Source organism: Streptomyces sp. NPDC055099 (genome assembly GCF_053607685.1).
Genome location: NZ_JBSGUA010000001.1, coordinates 251,655 through 268,850 on the forward strand (window position 1 = coordinate 251,655; position 17,196 = coordinate 268,850).

16 protein-coding genes are annotated in these 17,196 nt (G+C 71.7%); 4 read left to right on the forward strand and 12 right to left on the reverse strand.

What is annotated here, in order from left to right; genetic code table 11:
* Nucleotides 1-50: 50 nt before the first annotated feature.
* Entirely contained in the window at nt 51-797 is a 747-nt protein-coding gene (locus ACWFRU_RS01135; protein WP_453684473.1) for a lysophospholipid acyltransferase family protein, read from the reverse strand.
* Between the two features lie 155 nt (nt 798-952).
* Here ACWFRU_RS01135 and ACWFRU_RS01140 point away from each other — a divergent pair, with 155 nt between their 5' ends.
* Nucleotides 953-1,732: an alpha/beta hydrolase gene (locus ACWFRU_RS01140; protein ID WP_453683659.1), complete on the forward strand. Its 780-nt coding sequence runs from the start codon at nt 953-955 to the stop codon at nt 1,730-1,732.
* On the forward strand, nt 1,725-2,387 hold the full coding sequence (locus ACWFRU_RS01145) for a hypothetical protein (RefSeq protein ID WP_453683660.1): 663 nt from the start codon (nt 1,725-1,727) through the stop codon (nt 2,385-2,387). Before ACWFRU_RS01140 ends, ACWFRU_RS01145 begins: the two co-directional genes overlap by 8 nt.
* Before the next feature lie 6 nt (nt 2,388-2,393).
* Here ACWFRU_RS01145 and ACWFRU_RS01150 read toward each other — a convergent pair whose 3' ends face one another.
* The 6 genes from ACWFRU_RS01150 to ACWFRU_RS01175 form a co-directional block, all read right to left on the reverse strand.
* Nucleotides 2,394-3,149 (reverse strand): endonuclease/exonuclease/phosphatase family protein, encoded by a 756-nt coding sequence (locus ACWFRU_RS01150; RefSeq protein WP_453683661.1) that lies wholly within the window; start codon nt 3,147-3,149, stop codon nt 2,394-2,396.
* Between the two features lie 93 nt (nt 3,150-3,242).
* Nucleotides 3,243-4,184, reverse strand: coding sequence for an ROK family glucokinase (locus tag ACWFRU_RS01155; RefSeq protein WP_363208268.1), 942 nt, complete (start codon nt 4,182-4,184; stop codon nt 3,243-3,245).
* 54 nt (nt 4,185-4,238) lie between these two features.
* A complete protein-coding gene (locus ACWFRU_RS01160; RefSeq protein ID WP_453683662.1) occupies nt 4,239-4,709 on the reverse strand; it encodes a DUF5304 domain-containing protein in 471 nt (156 codons plus the stop codon).
* Between the two features lie 87 nt (nt 4,710-4,796).
* Nucleotides 4,797-5,933, reverse strand: a complete 1,137-nt coding sequence (locus ACWFRU_RS01165; protein WP_453683663.1) for an ArsA family ATPase — start codon at nt 5,931-5,933, stop codon at nt 4,797-4,799.
* 60 nt (nt 5,934-5,993) lie between these two features.
* Nucleotides 5,994-6,434: an SRPBCC family protein gene (locus ACWFRU_RS01170; RefSeq protein WP_453683664.1), complete on the reverse strand. Its 441-nt coding sequence runs from the start codon at nt 6,432-6,434 to the stop codon at nt 5,994-5,996.
* A 90-nt stretch (nt 6,435-6,524) separates the two neighbouring features.
* Complete coding sequence (locus tag ACWFRU_RS01175) at nt 6,525-7,295, reverse strand: metallophosphoesterase family protein (RefSeq protein ID WP_453683665.1); 771 nt, start codon at nt 7,293-7,295, stop codon at nt 6,525-6,527.
* 309 nt (nt 7,296-7,604) lie between these two features.
* Between ACWFRU_RS01175 and ACWFRU_RS01180 the strand changes: the two genes are divergently transcribed.
* A complete protein-coding gene (locus ACWFRU_RS01180; RefSeq protein WP_453683666.1) occupies nt 7,605-9,401 on the forward strand; it encodes an AMP-dependent synthetase/ligase in 1,797 nt (598 codons plus the stop codon).
* Nucleotides 9,402-9,545: 144 nt separating this feature from the next.
* Here ACWFRU_RS01180 and ACWFRU_RS01185 read toward each other — a convergent pair whose 3' ends face one another.
* Nucleotides 9,546-10,688, reverse strand: coding sequence for a glycosyltransferase family 4 protein (locus tag ACWFRU_RS01185; protein WP_453683667.1), 1,143 nt, complete (start codon nt 10,686-10,688; stop codon nt 9,546-9,548).
* Nucleotides 10,689-10,774: 86 nt separating this feature from the next.
* Between ACWFRU_RS01185 and ACWFRU_RS01190 the strand changes: the two genes are divergently transcribed.
* Nucleotides 10,775-12,043 (forward strand): glycosyltransferase 87 family protein, encoded by a 1,269-nt coding sequence (locus ACWFRU_RS01190; RefSeq protein WP_453683668.1) that lies wholly within the window; start codon nt 10,775-10,777, stop codon nt 12,041-12,043.
* Here the strand turns inward: ACWFRU_RS01190 and ACWFRU_RS01195 are convergent.
* The 4 genes from ACWFRU_RS01195 to ACWFRU_RS01210 all read right to left on the reverse strand — a co-directional run bounded on the left by ACWFRU_RS01195 (nt 12,000) and on the right by ACWFRU_RS01210 (nt 17,180).
* On the reverse strand, nt 12,000-13,193 hold the full coding sequence (locus ACWFRU_RS01195; protein ID WP_453683669.1) for a hypothetical protein: 1,194 nt from the start codon (nt 13,191-13,193) through the stop codon (nt 12,000-12,002). The two genes, ACWFRU_RS01190 and ACWFRU_RS01195, sit on opposite strands and share 44 nt — an antisense overlap.
* Nucleotides 13,194-13,231: 38 nt before the next feature.
* Nucleotides 13,232-14,257: an NlpC/P60 family protein gene (locus tag ACWFRU_RS01200; protein WP_453683670.1), complete on the reverse strand. Its 1,026-nt coding sequence runs from the start codon at nt 14,255-14,257 to the stop codon at nt 13,232-13,234.
* A gap of 224 nt (nt 14,258-14,481) precedes the next feature.
* Nucleotides 14,482-15,513 (reverse strand): C40 family peptidase, encoded by a 1,032-nt coding sequence (locus ACWFRU_RS01205; protein ID WP_365822810.1) that lies wholly within the window; start codon nt 15,511-15,513, stop codon nt 14,482-14,484.
* Nucleotides 15,514-15,830: 317 nt separating this feature from the next.
* Nucleotides 15,831-17,180: an NYN domain-containing protein gene (locus tag ACWFRU_RS01210; protein WP_453683671.1), complete on the reverse strand. Its 1,350-nt coding sequence runs from the start codon at nt 17,178-17,180 to the stop codon at nt 15,831-15,833.
* Nucleotides 17,181-17,196 lie beyond the last annotated feature (16 nt).

Genomic DNA, 17,196 nt, shown 5'->3' on the forward strand with positions numbered 1-17,196 from the left:
TGGGAAGCCGGTCGGCCCCCCGTGCACCACTCACCCCTGAAGCGACGCGATTACGCGCCGGACCGTTCCTTCTCGGCCGCCGCGGCCGCCTTCTCCGCCTTCTTCTCCGCTTCCTTCTCGGCCTTCGCCGCGTCCGAGAGGCGGCGCTTGGCCGCCGTCGCGTACTCGTCGACGTACTCCTGGCCGGAAAGCTTCATGATCTCGTACATGACCTCGTCGGTCACCGCCCGCAGGACGAACCGGTCGTGCTCCATGCCGTGGTAGCGGCTGAAGTCGAGCGGCTCGCCGATCTTGATGCCGGGCCGCATCAGCTTCGGCATCACCTTGCCCGGCGGCTGGATCTTCTCCGTGTCGATCATCGCCACGGGGAGCACGGGCGCCCCGGTGGCCAGGGCCACGCGCGCGAGGCCGCCCGGCTTGCCACGGTAGAGCCTGCCGTCGGGCGAACGGGTGCCTTCCGGGTAGATACCGAACAGCTCACCGCGCTGCAGGACCTCGATGCCGCTCTTGATGGCCGCCTCGCCCGCGCCCCGGCCGCCGGAGCGGTCCACGGGCAGCTGGCCCACGCCCTTGAAGAAGGCCGCCGTGAGCCTGCCCTTCACGCCCGGGGATGTGAAGTACTCCGCCTTCGCGATGAAGGTGACCTTGCGGTCGAGGACCGCGGGAAGGAAGAAGGAGTCCGAGAAGGAGAGATGGTTGCTCGCCAGGATGGCCGGTCCATCGGCGGGTACGTTCTCAAGGCCCTCCACCCAGGGCCTGAAGCCGAGCTTCAGCGGCCCTCCGATGGCGACCTTCATTGCGCCGTAGATCAAACCGAGTGCCTCCTGTAAGTGTGGATCAGACCTTAACCCGCAGTAAGGCCAAAGGGCCCGACGACCCTGGTCGGTGTCAGTCCGGTCGCGTACGGTGAAGTACTCCCACCCCGCAGCTACATCTGACGAAGGAGACCGAAGTGCCGGTCCTCCCCGGAGCCGAGCCGTACCGCCACGAGGGCGGCGAGGTCGGCGTCCTCCTCTGCCACGGCTTCACCGGAACCCCGCAGTCCCTGCGCCCCTGGGCGGAGTTCCTCGCGGCCCGCGGCCTGACCGTCTCGCTCCCGCTGCTGCCGGGCCACGGCACACGCTGGGAGGACCTCCAGGTCACCGGCTGGCAGGACTGGTACGCGGAGGTGGAGCGCGAGCTGCGCGTACTCCTCGAGCGGTGCACGGAGGTCTTCGTGTTCGGCCTCTCCATGGGCGGGGCGCTGGCGCTGCGGCTCGCGGCGAAGCACGGCGACGAGGTGCGCGGCGTCGTCGTGGTGAACCCGGGGAACAAGGTGCACGGCCTCGCGGCGCACGCGCTGCCGGTCGCCCGGTATCTGGTGCCGTCCACGAAGGGCATCGTGAGCGACATCGCACTGGAGGGCTCCGAGGAGGTCGGCTACCACCGGATTCCGCTGCACGCGGCGCACTCCCTGCGCCGGTTCTTCCAGCGGGTGGACGGTGAACTGCCGCAGGTGACCCAGCCGTTGCTGCTGCTGCACAGCCCGCAGGACCATGTGGTGCCGCCGGCCGACTCGGCCAGGGTCCTCGGCCGGGTCTCGTCCACGGACGTCACCGAGATCCTCCTGGAACAGAGCTACCACGTCGCGACGTTGGACCATGATGCGGACCGGATCTTCGAGGAGAGCTACGCGTTCATCGGCCGGCTCGCCCCCAGTGTCGGTAAGGAAGGGACGGCCACCGGTGGCTGAGCAGGACCGAATCGAACCCGACGGCGAGAGCCGCGAGCCCGAGAAGCGGCAGGAGCCCGCGGAAGGCCTGGGGCTGCCGCTCGACGAGGACGCGGCCTGGCAGGCGATCGTCGCGGGGTACGGCCAGGAGCCGGCGGACCCGCCGGGCGCCAAGCCGTTCAAGTCCATCGAGGACCTGGCCCTGCTTGAGCCGGAGACGAACGACACCCCGGCCGGCGGCAAGAGCGACAGCGACAAGGGCGGCAAGAGCACCAAGAACCCCACGGCTCCCGACGACCCGGACGACTCCGGGTCCAAGAAGACACTGGGCGGCTCCGTCTCCTTCGCCCCCGGCGTGGGCGGCGCCGGCCCGCGTGACTATGACGCGCCCGAGGCCTCGGACGACGACCTGGGCGCGGACGACGAGGGTCACTTCGTCCCGCCGGAGCCGCCGCCGCTGCCCGCCGCGGACGTGACGGCGAAGTTCGCCTGGCTCGCGGTGCTCGGCGGCCCGCTGCTGCTCCTGCTCACCGTGCTGCTCGGCTGGCAGATGACGTGGTGGCTGGCGACCCTCAGCATCGGCGGCTTCCTCGGCGGCTTCGCCACGCTGGTGTCGCGGATGAAGGGCGACGACGACGAGGAGGACGAGGACCCGGGCCGCGGCGCGGTGGTCTGAGGGGCCTCAAGCCTTCGCGGCCGCGGGAATCCTGAGGGCGGCGAGCACCGGCAGATGGTCGGTGGCCGCCCGCAGATCCACCTCGCTCACCCCCTCAAGATCCAACGGCACGCCGCAGCCGAGGACTTCGACGCCCGAGGTGGCGAAGATCGCGTCGATGCGCTGATGCGGGTCCCACGGCGTCGAGGTGTTCTCGCCGCCCCAGGGCGCGGTCGCCCAGCAGTCCCGCAGCTCCGAGGCGAGCCGCTGGAACGTGCGCCCCTTGGGCCGGTCGTTGAGGTCACCGCCCGCGACGGCGTGTTGCACGCCCATTCCGGCGAGCCGGTCGAGCAGCATCCCGCCCTGCTCGTACCGCTCGTCGGTCTGCAGGCTCAGATGGCAGCTCAGCACGCCGAGCCGGGCCGCGCCGAAGCGGACGACGGCGGTGGCGAAGCCACGCCGGTGCAGCCCCGGCGTCAGCGGAAGCAGTACGTCCTCGGTGCGCTCGACGGTGGCCCGCAGCGAGCAGAGCAGCGCGGGCCCCGACGCGGTGGCGCCGCCCGAGAGCACCACCAGATCGGCGGCGCGTGCGAGCCGCGCCAGCTTCTTGCGCCACCGGAAGAACCGGGGCGCCTCCTGGACGAGTACGAGGTCGGGCGCGCAGGCGGCGATCACCCGGGCCAGCGCGTCGGTGTCGTCCCGCATGGACCGGATGTTGTAGCTGAGCACCCGGATCACGGCTGAACCGTCGTCTTCGGTGCGGGAGTTGGGCAGCGTCACCATGGGGATCAAGATACGCGCCGCGCGGTGCCGCCACGACGAGGCCCGCCGCCCCCCGGAAGGGAACAGCGGGCCTCGTTCGAGATCAGCCGGAGGTCACCCCTGGCGCGCCAGGTCGGCGGCGCCGACCAGCCCCGCCTTGTTGCCCAGCTGCGCGGCGAGCACCTGCGCGTGCGGACGCCACTGCCCGCCGATGAGCCACCGGCGGAACGACTTGCGGATCGGGTCGAGCACCAGCTCGCCCTCGTCGGAGAGACCGCCGCCCACGATGAACGCGGAGGGGTCGAAGAGCGAGGCCAGGTCGGCGAGGCCCGCGCCGACCCAGCGGGCCAGCTCGCGGTAGGAGTCCACGGCGACGGGGTCGCCGTGCCGGGCCGCCTCGCTGATGTGCTTGCCCTCGATGCCTTCCACGGTGCCGTCGCCGAGACCGAGCAGGATCTCCGCGTTCTCCGGCGTCGCGTTGGCGCGCTGGCGTCCGTACCGCAGGAGGGCGCGCCCGGAGGCGTACTGCTCCCAGCAGCCCTGGCTCCCGCAGCCGCACAGCAGCCCGTCGGGAACCACCCGGATGTGTCCGAACTCGGCGGCCACGCCGAAGCGCCCGCGCCGCAGCTTGTTGCCGATGATGATGCCGCCGCCCAGGCCCGTGCCCAGGGTGATGACGATGACGTCCTCGTGGCCCTGGCCCGCGCCGAAGCGGTACTCGCCCCAGGCCGCGGCGTTCGCGTCGTTCTCCACGACGACCGGCAGGCCGACCCGCTGCTCGACCTTGTCCTTGAGCGGCTCGTGGCGCCAGTCGATGTTCGGTGCGAAGAGAACGGTGGCGCGCTTGTCGTCCACGTAACCGGCGGCGCCGATGCCGACGGCCTCCACGTCGTTCCCCTTGCCGGCTCCGGAGACGGCGGCACAGATCGCGTCCACGATGCCTTCGGCGGTCGGCGGCGTGGGCACCTTGTGGGTGTCGAGAATGGTGCCCTCTTCGTCGACCACTCCGGCCGCGATTTTGGTGCCGCCGATATCGACGCCGATGGTGAGTCCCATGTGTCCCTCAGTTTCGGTCGAGCCCCGCTATGGGCAACCGTACCCGAGGGGTGTTCAGTCCAGGTCGATGTGTTCGGCGGGACCGGGGCCCTCGTCGCGGGGGCCGGGGCCCTTCGCGGCGTCGCTGCCACGGGTCCAGCGGCCTTCCTGGCCCTCGACCGCGGAGCGGTAGGCGGCGAGCAGTTCGCTGCCGGCGGATGCCAGGTGGTCGAAGACGTCGGGGTTGCGCTCGATGACGGGCTCGACGGCGGCCTTCGCCTGCTGGACGACCTGCCGCACGGTCTGCTCGACGGCGCCCTGCGCGACCGCGCCGAACAACGGGCCCTGGAGTCCGGACAGCTTCTCCGAGACGGCGTCGACGAGCTTGCGCAGCTCCTCGCCGGCCGATCCGGGCGGCGGCCCGTACTGGGCGCGGCGCCGGGCCTTCTCCGCCGCAAGATCCTCGGCGCACGCCTTCGCCCACGCGTCGGCGTCGGCGCTGGCCGCTTCGGGTTCGGGCACTTCGCGCTCGGTGGCATCACTCATGACGGAAGACTCCTGCGGAAGGCGGAGGGCGGAGGGCGGTCCGGGTGGATTCGTACTCTCGACGTTACCCGAACGGCGGTTGTGCGTTCACCGTGTCCGCGGCCACAGATCGGGGTCCGGAGCGAACCTCACCCGCAGCTCGCCGTCACGCAGTCCGGCCCCCGCGACGGTGCAGCGGCGCAGGGCGGACGGCAGGGGCACGATGCGCCGGAAGGTGCCGACAGTGACGACGAGTTCGTCCCCGCGTCGGATCAGGCCCAGCTCTTCGCGTACGGCGCCGGGGAGCGGGATGTGCCAGACCAGGACGCCGTCGTCGGCCAGCGCGTCGACGACGCGCCACCGGACGGGCGCCGGGGCCGCGGCGGGGGCGGGCGTCCCCAGGGCGGCCAGGTCCTCGGCGCCCCGCGGGTCGCGGCCCAGGTGCGGGAGCGTGCCGAGGATGTCCCCGTACGTCTGTGCCCACTCGACCAGCGTCTTGCGCTGCTGGGCGACGAGCCCGGAGAGCCAGAGGTCGGCGGTGTCGTCCGGGAGGACCCGGTTGGCGTACAGGGCGTCGGTGCACAGGCCCTGGAGGGCGAGGCCGGTGGCGGCGGCGCGCACGGCGTCGGCGCCCGCGGGTCCGGGCTCGGCGACCAGGCGGACCGTCGTGCCGGGGTGCTCGATCACGGCCTGCGCGGCGGCGAGTTCGGTGTCCCAGCGGGCCGCGGTCTCGTACAGCCAGGAGGCGGGCATCGGGACGCCCGCGATGCGGCCGAGCATGGGCCGCAGGGCGCGGGCCGCCTGCCGCTCCGGCGGGAGCAGCCTGCGCAGATAGCGGCGCAGCTGTTCGGGGAGCGCGAGGACCGCGAGGGCGCGGGGCGCCGGGGGCAGATCCACCACGACGGTGTCGTATGCGCTCTGTCCGGCATCGCGCAGGGCGCGCAGCAGGGCCAGTTCGTCGCTGCCGGGCAGGGGGGTGAGTTCCTCGCCGTCGAGGCGTCCGGCGCCGAGCAGGTCGAGCGCGGAGCCCGCGCGGTTCTGCAGGGCCAGGAGGTCGTCCCGGAAATCGTCGCCGGGGGCCAGTCCCCGCAGGGTGAGGTTCGCGTGGTCCGCGCCGATGGCGTCGACGGGGCCGGCGGAGATCAGCAGGGTCCGGTGCCCCTCGCGTGCGGAGGACAGCGCGGTGGCCGCGGCGACAGTGGTCCGGCCCGAGCCGCCGGGGCCGGTGACGAGGAGGGTGCGCATGGGAGTGAACGGTACGTGAGGTGAGCCCCGCCGCCTCGCGGCGGATCTCCTCCGCCGCTGCTACTTCGCGCCGGACTCCACGCGCTTCTTCAGGCCCGCGAGGGCCCGGTCGGTGATGACCTTCTCCGCCTTGCGCTTGATCATCCCGAGCATGGGGATCTTGACGTCGACGGTCAGCTTGTACGTGACCTCCGTGCCGTTCGCCACGGGCTTCAGGAGGTACGAGCCGTCGAGCGAGCGCAGCATCTGCGACTTGACGAGGGTCCAGCTGACCTCGTTCTCGCCGGTCCACGTGTACCCGAGTGTCTGGTCGTCCTTGATCGCGCCCGCGTCCATGACGAGACGGACCTGCTTGGCGCGGCCCTGGTCGTCGGTGTCGAGCACCTCCGCCTCCTTCACCTCACCCGTCCAGTCCGGGTAGCGCGCGAAGTCGGCGATCACCCCCATCACCTCGGCCGGTGCCGCCTCGATCGTGATGCTCGAGCTGGTGTGTTCCGCCATCTCTGTGGCTCCTCCAGATGCGGTCCGGTACGGGGGGTGGTGTGTACGTGTGTGACGCGTGAAGGCTACCGCGCACGAAGTGGCCCACCGTCACCACTCCAGGGCCCACGGCCTGCCCGAGCTCGCGAAGTGCCCCACGTTCACACACTCCGTCGCCCCGATCCGCATCCGCCGGGTCAACGGCTGGTGAACGTGGCCGAAAAGTGCGTACCGCGGGCGGGTCTTGTGAATGGCCGCGAGAAGGGCTCGGCTGCCGCGCTCGAAGCGGCGCGCGACGGTGTCGTACACCAGCTCGGGGACGTCCGGCGGGATGTGCGTGCAGAGCACGTCGACCTCACCGACGGCCTCGATCTTGGTCGCGTACTCCTCGTCGCTGATCTCGTACGGCGTCCGCATGGGCGTGCGCAGGCCGCCGCCGACGAAGCCGAAGACCCGGCCGCCGATCTCGGCCCGGCCGCCGTCGATGACGGTGGTGCCTGGGGCCGCGTACTCCGACCAGAGGGTCGGTATGTCGACATTGCCGTAGGTGGCGTACGTCGGGGCGGGGAAGGCGGCGAACATCTCGGCGTACTGCTTGCGCACCGCTTTCTCGATGGCGGGCCCGCGGTCCATCCCCGCCCACAGCCGGGCGCCGAACTCCCTGGCCTCCTCGAACCGGCGGGCGGTGCGCAGCTCGACCAGGTGATCGGCGTTCTCCTTGCCGAAGAGGTCGGGGAAGATGCCGCGCGAGTGGTCGGCGTAGTCGAGGAAGAGGACCAGGTCACCGAGACAGATGAGCGCGTCGGCTCCCTCGCCCGCGCGGGCGAGATCCTTTGTGTTGCCGTGCACGTCACTGACCACATTGACCCGGAAACCTGGCATGCCGATCACCCTAGAACGCGCGGGCGGACGTGGGTAGAGGCCCGAAGAAGGGGGCGGACCTGCGGTTACTTCCGAGTCGGGAAGGGCGTGGCGTACTGTGCGGTTCAGACCACAACGTCGTGTGACGCACCGAACATCTGGCCCGGACCCCCTACCGAACAAGCCATACCCATGGGTAACGTCCGGGCAGTCCAGTAGTGCTCCAGCTGTCTTTCCCCCCATTTCCCCCGGAGCACCTGCCCGATCTTGGACCGCACCGTCGCATCGCACAACGTCGTGGCGCCGGCGCCCTATGTAGGAGCAGCAGTCTTGCGCGAGTTCAGCCTTCCGGCCCTGTACGAGGTCCCTGCGGACGGCAATCTGACCGACATCGTCCGCAGAAATGCCGCGCAGCACCCGGATGTCGCCGTCATCGGCCGCAAGGTGGACGGCACCTGGCAGGACGTCAACGCCAAGACCTTCCTCGCCGAGGTGCGCGCCGCGGCCAAGGGGCTCATCGCCTCCGGAGTGCGCCCCGGCGACCGCGTCGCCCTGATGTCCCGCACCCGTTACGAGTGGACCCTCCTCGACTTCGCCATCTGGAGCGCGGGCGCGGTCACCGTGCCGGTGTACGAGACGAGTTCGGCCGAGCAGATCCAGTGGATCCTCGGGGACTCCGGCGCCGTGGGCATCATCGTGGAGCTCGACGCGCACAGCGCCGCCGTCGAATCCGTGCGCGACCGTCTTCCCGATCTGGTCAACGTCTGGCAGATCGACGCCGGCGGCGTCGACGAGCTGAACCGCTCGGGCGCCGAGGTCTCGGAGGAGACCGTCGACGAGCGCAGCGCGGTCGCGGGCGCGGACGACCCGGCCACCATCGTCTACACCTCGGGCACCACCGGCCGCCCCAAGGGCTGTGTGCTCACCCACCGCAGCTTCTTCGCGGAGTGCGGCAACGTGGTGGAGCGCCTCAAACCGCTCTTCTGCACCGGCGAGTGCTCGGTGCTCCTCTTCCTGCCCGTCGCGCACGTCTTCGGCCGCCTGGTCGAGGTCGCCGCGCTGATGGCGCCGATCAAGCTGGGCCACGCGCCCGACGTCAAGAACCTCACGGACGAGCTGGCCTCGTTCCGGCCGACCATGATCCTGGGCGTCCCGCGCGTCTTCGAGAAGGTCTACAACTCGGCGCGCGCCAAGGCGCAGGCCGACGGCAAGGGCAAGATCTTCGACAAGGCCGCGGACACGGCGATCGCGTACAGCCGCGCGCTCGACACCCCGAGCGGTCCGTCGCTCGGCCTGAAGATCAAGTACAAGACGTTCGACAAGCTGGTCTACAGCAAGCTGCGGGCCGTACTCGGCGGGCGCGGCGAGTACGCGATCTCGGGCGGCGCGCCGCTCGGTGAGCGCCTGGGGCACTTCTTCCGCGGCATCGGCTTCACGGTTCTGGAGGGCTACGGCCTGACGGAGTCCTGCGCGGCCACCGCCTTCAACCCGTGGGACCGCCAGAAGATCGGTACGGTCGGCCAGCCGCTGCCCGGTTCGGTCGTCCGGATCGCCGACGACGGCGAGGTGCTGCTGCACGGCGAGCACCTGTTCACGGAGTACTGGAACAACGAGGGCGCGACCGAGGAGGCGCTGGCCGACGGCTGGTTCCACACCGGTGACATCGGCACCCTCGACGAGGACGGCTACCTCCGGATCACCGGCCGCAAGAAGGAGATCATCGTGACGGCGGGCGGCAAGAACGTCGCTCCCGCGGTGATCGAGGACCGTATCCGCGCCCACGCCCTCGTCGCGGAGTGCATGGTCGTGGGCGACGGGCGGCCCTTCGTGGGCGCGCTCGTCACGGTGGACGACGAGTTCGTGGGACGCTGGGCCCAGGACAACGGAAAGCCCGCGGGCTCCACGGCCGCGTCGCTCCGGGAGGACCCGGACCTTCTCGCCGCGATCCAGACCGCGGTGGACGACGGCAACGCGGCGGTCTCCAAGGCGGAGTCCGTACGCAAGTTCCGTGTCCTCGCCTCGCAGTTCACGGAGGAGTCGGGCCATCTGACGCCGTCGCTGAAGCTGAAGCGGAATGTTGTCGCGAAGGACTACGCGGACGAAATCGAGGCGCTTTACCGCGGGTAGCGTTAACGGTTCCGCCCACTCGCCGTGGGAGGCCTGCTTCCTTGGCGACGTGCGGTCGTAGCTGGTTGCTCGCGCAGTTCCCCGCGCCCCTTACGGGGCCCACCTGAGCGCCCCTTCAGGGGCGCGGGGAACTGCGCGGCCAGCTCAAAGCAACGCCCGCAGCCTCTCCGCCAGGAGATCCCAGCGCCACCGCTCCTCCACCCACTCCCGGCCCCGCTCCCCCATCCGCGCCCGCAGCTCCGCGTCGCCGAGCAGGGTGACGATGCGGTCCGCGGCGGCCTCCGGGGAGCCGCCCCGGACGACCCAGCCGGTCTCACCGTCCAGCACCGCGTCCGGCGCCCCGCCGGAGTCACCGGCCACGACCGGGAGGCCCGTCGCCGAAGCCTCCAGGTAGACGATCCCGAGGCCCTCCACGTCGAGCCCGCCCCGCCGGGTCCTGCACGGCATCGCGAAGACGTCGCCCGCGCCGTAGTGCGCGGGAAGCTCCTCCCAGGGCACGGCCCCCGTGAACCGGACGGAGTCAGAGACCCCGGTCTCGGCGGCGAGCTTGCGCAGGTCGGCCTCGTAAGGGCCGCCCCCCACGACCAGCAGCACCGCCTCAGGCTCCCGAGCCAGAATCCGCGGCATGGCGAGGATCAGCGTGTCCTGCCCCTTGCGCGGCACGAGCCGCGAGACGCACACCACGACGGGGCGGTCCGTCAGGCCGAGCCGGGCCCGCACCGCGTCCCCGCCCGAGCCCGGGTGGAACGTCTTCTCGTCGACGCCCGGCGGTAGTTGCACCATCCGCCCCGCCGCCGCGGGCGAGAGCGCGGCGGCGATCCGCGAGCGCGTGTACTCGCCCAGATAAGTGATCGTGTCCGTCGAATCGCCGATGCGCCGCAGCAGTTGGCGTGACGCGGGCAGCTGCGCCCACCCCGCCTCATGTCCGTGCGTCGTGGCGACGAGCCGCCTCGCGCCCGCCTTGCGCAGCGCGGGCGACATGAGCCCCAGCGGCGCCGCGGCCCCGAACCACACCGACTCGCAGCCGTGTTCCCGCAGCAGCGAGACCGCGCGCCGTGTGACGCGCGGGGTCGGGAGCAGCATCGTCGTGGGGTCGCGTACGACCTTGAAGGGCTGCTCCGCGTCGAAGGCGGCCGTCGCCTCGGCGCCCTCGCGCCCCCGCTTCCACGTGGAGGCGTAGACGACGAGCTGCTCGGGGTCCAGGCGCAGCGCCATGTTGTGCAGGAACGCCTGGATGCCACCGGGCCTGGGCGGGAAGTCGTTCGTGACGATCAGGGTCTTGTGCATCGTCGCCGAGAGTACCGAAAGCCCGGCAGAGCGTGCCTCTCGGCCCATTCGCGGCCACGCCCGGCATCATGACTCCACGAACCACAATGAAGTATCCGAAAAGGGGCGTGGTGCGCGTGGCGCGGATCCTGACCGTCTGGGTCCTGACCAGGACAGTGCTGCTGCTCTGCGTCTTCAAGGTGCTCACCGCCCCCGGCCCGGACGTGACCAGCGACGTCGCCGTCATCTACCAGGGCTGGTACGAGGTCCTGCGCACCGGCACCTTCCCCCTCGACGACGTCACCTGGCAGTACCCGCCCGCAGCCGCCCTCGCGGTCCTCTCCCCCGCGCTGCTGCCCTTCGTGGACTACACGTCGGCGTTCTTCGTGCTCGCCTTCCTCGCCGACGCGTTCGTCTGCGCCCTGCTCCTGTACGCGGGCCGGCGCCCCGGCAAGTCCCTGCGCGGGGCCTGGGTGTGGGTCCTCGGCGTGGCGCTGCTCGGGCCGACCGTCTACGCCCGTTACGACGTGATGGTGACGGCCGTCGCGGTCGCCGCGCTGCTCGCCGGGGCACGGCACCCCCGTGCGATGGGGGCGCTCGCGGGGTTCGGCGCGCTGCTCAAGGTGTGGCCCGCCCTGCTGCTCGTCGGCATGCCACGCGCGCGTGCCACCCGGAGTTCCTGGGGCGCGGCTCTCGCCACCGCTCTCGGCCTGACCCTCGCCTTCCTGGTGACGATGCCCGGCGCGCTCGCCTTCCTGACCTTCCAGCGCGACCGCGGCACCGAGGTCGAGTCGCTCGGCGCGCTCGTCTTCCACGTCGCGCGCCACCTCGGCTGGCAGGGCGAGGTGCAGCTCAACTACGGCTCGGTGGAGTTCCTCGGGCCCTACGTCACGCTGGTCAGCACGGTGGCACAGGGGCTCTCCGTGGCCGCCTTCTGCTGGCTCCTGGTGTGGCGGCTGCGGGCCCGTGTGTGGTCCGCGAGCACGGTCGCGGACGCGGCCTTCGTCGCCGTACTGCTGTTCACGACGACGAGCCGGGTGATCAGCCCGCAGTACCTGCTGTGGCTGGTCGGGGTGGCCGCCGTGTGCATGGCGTTCCGTGCGAGCCGCATGGCGCTGCCCGCGCGCCTGGTCCTCGCGGCCACGTTCGTCACGTTCCTGGAGTTCCCCGTCTGGTTCTCGCACGTGGTGGCGAGCGACCCGCTGGGCATCGCCCTGCTCCTCGTGCGCAACGGCCTGCTCGTCGCGGCGGCGCTGCTCGCCTGCCGGAACCTGTGGCGGCAGACGGTGTCCGAACCGCGGGCCCGCGCGCGGGCGTCGGCGTCCGAGGAGGTCAGCCGAGCTCGGCCCGCAGATACGTACGCCACTGCGCCGTGAACTCCTCCAGGGAGATGTCCAGCACGTCCCGCAGCGCGTCCTCCACCGCACCGGGCCTCTTCTTGCGCTCGCCGACGGCTTCGTAGAAGTCCGTCAGACTCTCCTCGCCCCACTGGTCCGCGATCATCCGGCAGGCCAGCCACGATCCCTCGTACGCCTGCGCGAGCTTGCCCGCGTCCCCGCTGAAGCCGAAGTCGTCGTCCTCGGGGAGCGCGCCGGGCAGTCGCTCCCCCTGGACGGCACGGCGCAGCTCGGGCGCGGCCTGTGCGGCGGTGCGGCCCGTGCCGCGGTAGCCCACCCAGTCGGCGAAGCCCTCGGAGAGCCACAAGGGGGTCGCCGCCGAGGTCTGTGCGCGGGTCGCGACATGGGTCGTCTCATGGGTGAGCACGACCTGCTTGCCGAAGTCGCCGAGCACGCCGTACGCCTCGGGGTTGACGATGATCCGGTCCGCGGGCGCATCGCCGGAGCCGCCCGTCTCCCCCGTGGTCACCGCCGCGATCCCCTGGTAGCCGGAAGCCGGCGCCCCGAGCAGCCCCGCCATGCCGTCGAGGGACTTGGGCACCATGACGACGACGCGCTGCGGCCACTTCCCCTGCCAGGCGTCCCGCACCAGGGGAACCGCCCGGTCGGCGAGGGCCGCGTACTCGCGCAGCGTCGTCTTCTCCCGCTCGCCGCGCCCGACGCCGAGCACGAGGCTGTGTGCGCCCCGTACGGACGTCACGGGCCCCTGGTCCCAGAGCTGCTGCGTGGCCTTCTTCGCGGGCCGCTCAGCGACGACGTACCACCGCCCGTCGCGCTCCTGGAGCGTGAGCGAGCGCGAGGCGGTGAGCGGTTCGCTGTCGTAGCCCTTGATGCGGTACCGCAGGTCGGCGGTCGCCGTGGCGCGCGTGCCGCTGCGCCGGAACGCGGTCAGGCGGTACTGCCAGGACTCCAGCGGTACCTCGCGCAGGTTGTCGTAGGCGGCGGTCCCGGCATCGCTGCCCGTCGCGCGGTACTCCTTCGCGTCCCGGTCGAGCACCGCCTCCGCCCGCCGGTCGAGCAGCCTGCGCACGTCGCCGGGCGCGGCGTCGGGCGCCGAGGGACCGCCGCACCCGACGAGCAGGGCGACACACATCCCAAGGACCCACGACCCACGCCCGCGACCAGCCACGTTTCAGATCGTAAGGGCAGCGGGCCGCGGACCGCCGGTCAGATCCGCGTCACCGACGAGACGGGCATCATGCCGACCGGGTCGTAGCGCACGGGAGCGCCGGGGTAGGGCGCGTGCACGACCTGGCCGTTGCCCATGTACATCCCGATGTGGCTGGCGTCGTCGCGGTAGGCGACCAGGTCACCGGGCTGCGCCTGGGCCAGCGGCACCTGGCGTCCCGCGTACCGCTGGGCCTGCGAGGTGCGCGGCAGGCCGACGCCCGCCTGTGCGTACGACCACTGGGTGAGGCCCGAGCAGTCGAAGCCGGAGGGGCCGTTGGCGCCCCACACGTAGGGCTTGCCGATCGCCGACCGTGCCGCCGCGATGGCGGCGGCGGCCCGCGACGACGACGGCCCGGCGCTCCCGAGGTCCGGCATCTCGTCGCGTCCCGAGCGCGACGACCTGTCGTACGCCTCCCGGTCCTGCGAGGACAGCGAGTTCAGGAGCCGGCGGGCCTTGGCGAGCTTGTGTTCGACGGCCCGCTTCTGGCGGGCGACGGCGGTGCGGCTCTTCTCCAGCTCGGCGAGCTTGTGTCCCGCCTCCGTGCGCTCCTGCGCGAGGCTGCGCTGGGCCTGCCGCAGATCGGTCAGTTCACCGGCCTGGCGGACGCTGATGCGGTCGAGCGTGGCCGCCCTGTCCAGGTAGGCGTCCGGGTCGGAGGAGAGCATCAGGGCCAGGGAGGGGTCGATGCCGCCCGAGCGGTACTGCGCCCCGGCGAGCGAACCGAGCGCCCCGCGCATCGTGTTGATGCGCTCCTGGCCGCGGGCGACGCTGTCCTTGGCCCGCTCGACCTGCTCGCGCAGGGTGTCCGCGCGCTCGTCGGCCTTGTTGTACGCCTCGGTGGCCTTCTCGGCCTGCTCGAAGAGGCGGTCCACCTTGGCCTTGGTGGTCGCCGGGGTGTCCTGCGGCGCGGCGCCCGCCGGTGCGGCGAAGGCGGCCGCGGCGGTCGCCGCGGCGGCTGACAGGACGGTGACGCGCGTGCTCCGGTCCAGACCGGACAGCGCGGGACGACGATGGGACCCCACGGGAAGCCGCTCTCCCTCCGCATGACGGACCCCCGGGCGAACCGGGGGAATGTCCCCCGATGCGTCGGGGGAATGGGCGCGAGAGTAGCCGCGGGATCACGTCACGGCCAAAGACCCTGCCGTGCACACAACGTGACGCCCCGCCGGAGACGCAGGTCACCGACGGGGCGTGGGGTCAGCGTGAGTTGCCGGAATTCGCCCGTTTGGGCGGCACTCCGGTCGTTTCAGATGCGGACGCCGAACTGGAAGGAGCCGATGGTCGACATCGACTCGTAGCGCACCACGGCGCCCGGCTTCGGGGCGTGCAGCACCTGGCCGTTGCCCGCGTACAGACCGACGTGCGCGAGGCTGTTGAAGAACACCAGGTCGCCGGGCTTCAGCTCGCCACGGCCGATCTTCGGGCCGTCGTTCTGCTGGGTGTACGTGGTCCGGGTGATCTGCACACCGGCCTGGTTGTACGCCCACTGCGTGAGGCCGGAGCAGTCGTAGGAGTTGGGGCCGCTGCCGCCGGAGACGTAGGGCTTGCCGATCTGCGTCGCGGCGGCGCTCAGGGCGGCCTGGCCGCGCTGCGAGGCCGGGGCCTCCTTGCCGAGGTCCACGCGGTCGCCGGCGTCGCGGCTCGCGCGCTGCTCCTTGGCGGCGAGCTCCTGCTTCTCCTTGGCGGTGAGGGTGTTGAGCAGCTTCTGGGCGGCGCCGAGCTTGCTCTGGACTTCCTTCTTCTTCTTGCCCAGTTCCTTGCGCGTGTCGGCGAGGTCCTTGAGCTTGTCGGAAGCCTCCTTGCGCTCCTGCGCGAGGGTCCGCTGCTTCTCCTGGACCTTCTTGAGCGCCTCGACCTGCTGACCGCTCAACTGGTCCATGGCGGACGCCTTGTCGAGGTAGTCGTCCGGGTCGGAGGAGAGGAACAGCTGGACGGAGGGGTCGATGCCACCGGAGCGGTACTGCGCGCTGGCCATCGAACCGAGGCCGCCGCGGAGGTCGTTGAGGTCCTCCTGGCCGCGGGCCACCTTGTCCTGAAGCTCGCCGATCTCCTTCTCGAGCTTCTCCTGCTTCTCCTTGGCGCCGTTGTAGCGGTCGGTGGCCCGGCCCGCGTCCTCGTAGAGCTTGTCGACCTTGGACTTGACCTCGTCCTTGCTCGGCTTCTCGCTCGGCGTCGCGTTCGCCGCCTGGGAGGTGAGTGCGACGGCAGCGGCGGCGGTGGCGGTGAGCACGGTCACGCGCGCGCGGCTCGGCTGCTTGGGTCGACGGTGGGACGCCACGAAGGCGGCTCCTTCTTCCTCCAGCCGCCTACCGAGGACCGGTCGGCGGGTACCACCGCTGCCACCCCGGATGGGTGATCAACCGAGCGGAGGTTCGAGGCGAGACCCTAGTGACCTTCTTGTGATCAGTTCAAATCCTGACCGGCAAAAAGTGGGGTGCGGGAGGCATATTTTACCGATAACACACAGCCGGTGATGACCTCTTGACGCTACGTCGCGTAGCCGACGCCCCAATTCGGGCATAGGGCACAGGAGTTACGTGCACGTCTTTAGGAGTGCGAAACCGGCGTACGCCGGGCGCGCGGAAACGGCGCGCGTCAGCCGCGCGAGAGCCGCTTCAGAAGGACGGCCGAAGCGACGGGCCGCGCCCCCGCCTTCGCGATCCCGTCGGCCACCTCGCGGTCGGTCGAGACGACGACCACGGGGCGCCCGGGAGGCTCGGCGCGCACCAGCTGGCGGATCAGTTCGTCCGCGGTGACGCCCGGCTTGGAGAACAGCACCCGCACCCCGCGCGGCGGCGCGAGCAGCACGGGCGCGGCGAGTTCGGCCCCGTCGAAGACGCAGGTCATCTCGGCGCCGGTCTGCGCGGCGAGCTGCGAGAGCGAGCCGAGCAGCCGCAGCCGCTGCTTCTCCAGGGGCATCGTCGGATAGCCGGTCTTGGTGACGTTGTAGCCGTCCACGACCATGTGCGCCTGCGGCAGCGCGAGGAGTTGGTCGATGATCGCCGGGTCGTTCTCGGAGAGGGCCCGGGCGGCGATGTCCTTCGGCGTCATCCGCCCCGGCTCGACGGCGTCCACGGTCTCGGCGGGCCGCACGGAGACCGGCGGCAGGGCCAGTTCGCGGCGCAGTCCCTGGGCGGATTCGAGCACCGTGTCGAGCAGCAGCCGTACCCGCATGTCCTCGACGCTGCGGCCCTCGCGCGCCGCCCTGCGGCTGGCCTCCAGGGCGGCCTCGGTCTCGCCCAGCCGGGCCTTGAGCCGCCGGCCCTCGCTCTCGGCGGCGGACAACTGCGCCTGGCCGTCGGCTCGTGCGGCGTCGTACTCGGCGGCGGCCTTGCGCAGGGCCGCCTCGCCGCGTTTGACGTCGCTGAGTGCGCTGCGCAGCTTGCGATGCATCGATTCGGCTTCCTTCTTCGCCGCCTCGAGCTCCGTGCGCAGCCGCTCGGTCTCCGCCTTCGTCTGGCCGCGGGCCGCCGCGAGTTCCTCGCGCAGCCGTTCGAGCTCGGCCCGGGTCTCGTCGTCGACGCGCTCGGCGTCCGCCCGCAGGGCCTCCTCGCCCGCGGCGGTCACCAGCTTCACCCAGCCGGTGGGACGCAGTACATAGGCCGCGGCCGCCACATCGAGGGGGTCCGCGGCCGGGGGCGGGGAGCCCGCGTCCAAGGCGCCGGTGAGCTCGGGCTGCGCCTCTCTGAGACGTTCGCCGATGCGCTGCCGGAAGAGCGCGTCGCCCTCCAGGGCCGCCGCCATCGCGTTGCCCGCGAACTTCGTGCGCCGGGTCGGGGTGAAGCGGGCGTACTGCCGCAGCTGTGCGGGCAGTTCGCTGACCGTGAGGCCGCCGAAGCCGTCCGAGACGATCTGGACGACCCGCCGGCGCACACCGTCGGGCAGCGGACGGTCGAGCACCTCAGCGGCGCCGTCGTCCGGCTCCCCGCTCGCGCTCTCCACCATCCGTCACCCCACTAGC

Excerpts from the sequence above, each read along its gene's own strand:
- ACWFRU_RS01135 (WP_453684473.1), bottom strand. The coding sequence starts at position 797 with ATGAAGGTCGCCATCGGAGGGCCGCTGAAGCTCGGCTTCAGGCCCTGG.
- ACWFRU_RS01150 (WP_453683661.1), bottom strand. The coding sequence starts at position 3,149 with ATGGTGACGCTGCCCAACTCCCGCACCGAAGACGACGGTTCAGCCGTG.
- ACWFRU_RS01155 (WP_363208268.1), bottom strand. The coding sequence starts at position 4,184 with ATGGGACTCACCATCGGCGTCGATATCGGCGGCACCAAAATCGCGGCC.
- ACWFRU_RS01160 (WP_453683662.1), bottom strand. The coding sequence starts at position 4,709 with ATGAGTGATGCCACCGAGCGCGAAGTGCCCGAACCCGAAGCGGCCAGC.
- ACWFRU_RS01165 (WP_453683663.1), bottom strand. The coding sequence starts at position 5,933 with ATGCGCACCCTCCTCGTCACCGGCCCCGGCGGCTCGGGCCGGACCACT.
- ACWFRU_RS01170 (WP_453683664.1), bottom strand. The coding sequence starts at position 6,434 with ATGGCGGAACACACCAGCTCGAGCATCACGATCGAGGCGGCACCGGCC.
- ACWFRU_RS01175 (WP_453683665.1), bottom strand. The coding sequence starts at position 7,295 with ATGCCAGGTTTCCGGGTCAATGTGGTCAGTGACGTGCACGGCAACACA.
- ACWFRU_RS01185 (WP_453683667.1), bottom strand. The coding sequence starts at position 10,688 with ATGCACAAGACCCTGATCGTCACGAACGACTTCCCGCCCAGGCCCGGT.
- ACWFRU_RS01190 (WP_453683668.1), top strand. The coding sequence starts at position 10,775 with ATGAAGTATCCGAAAAGGGGCGTGGTGCGCGTGGCGCGGATCCTGACC.
- ACWFRU_RS01210 (WP_453683671.1), bottom strand. The coding sequence starts at position 17,180 with ATGGTGGAGAGCGCGAGCGGGGAGCCGGACGACGGCGCCGCTGAGGTG.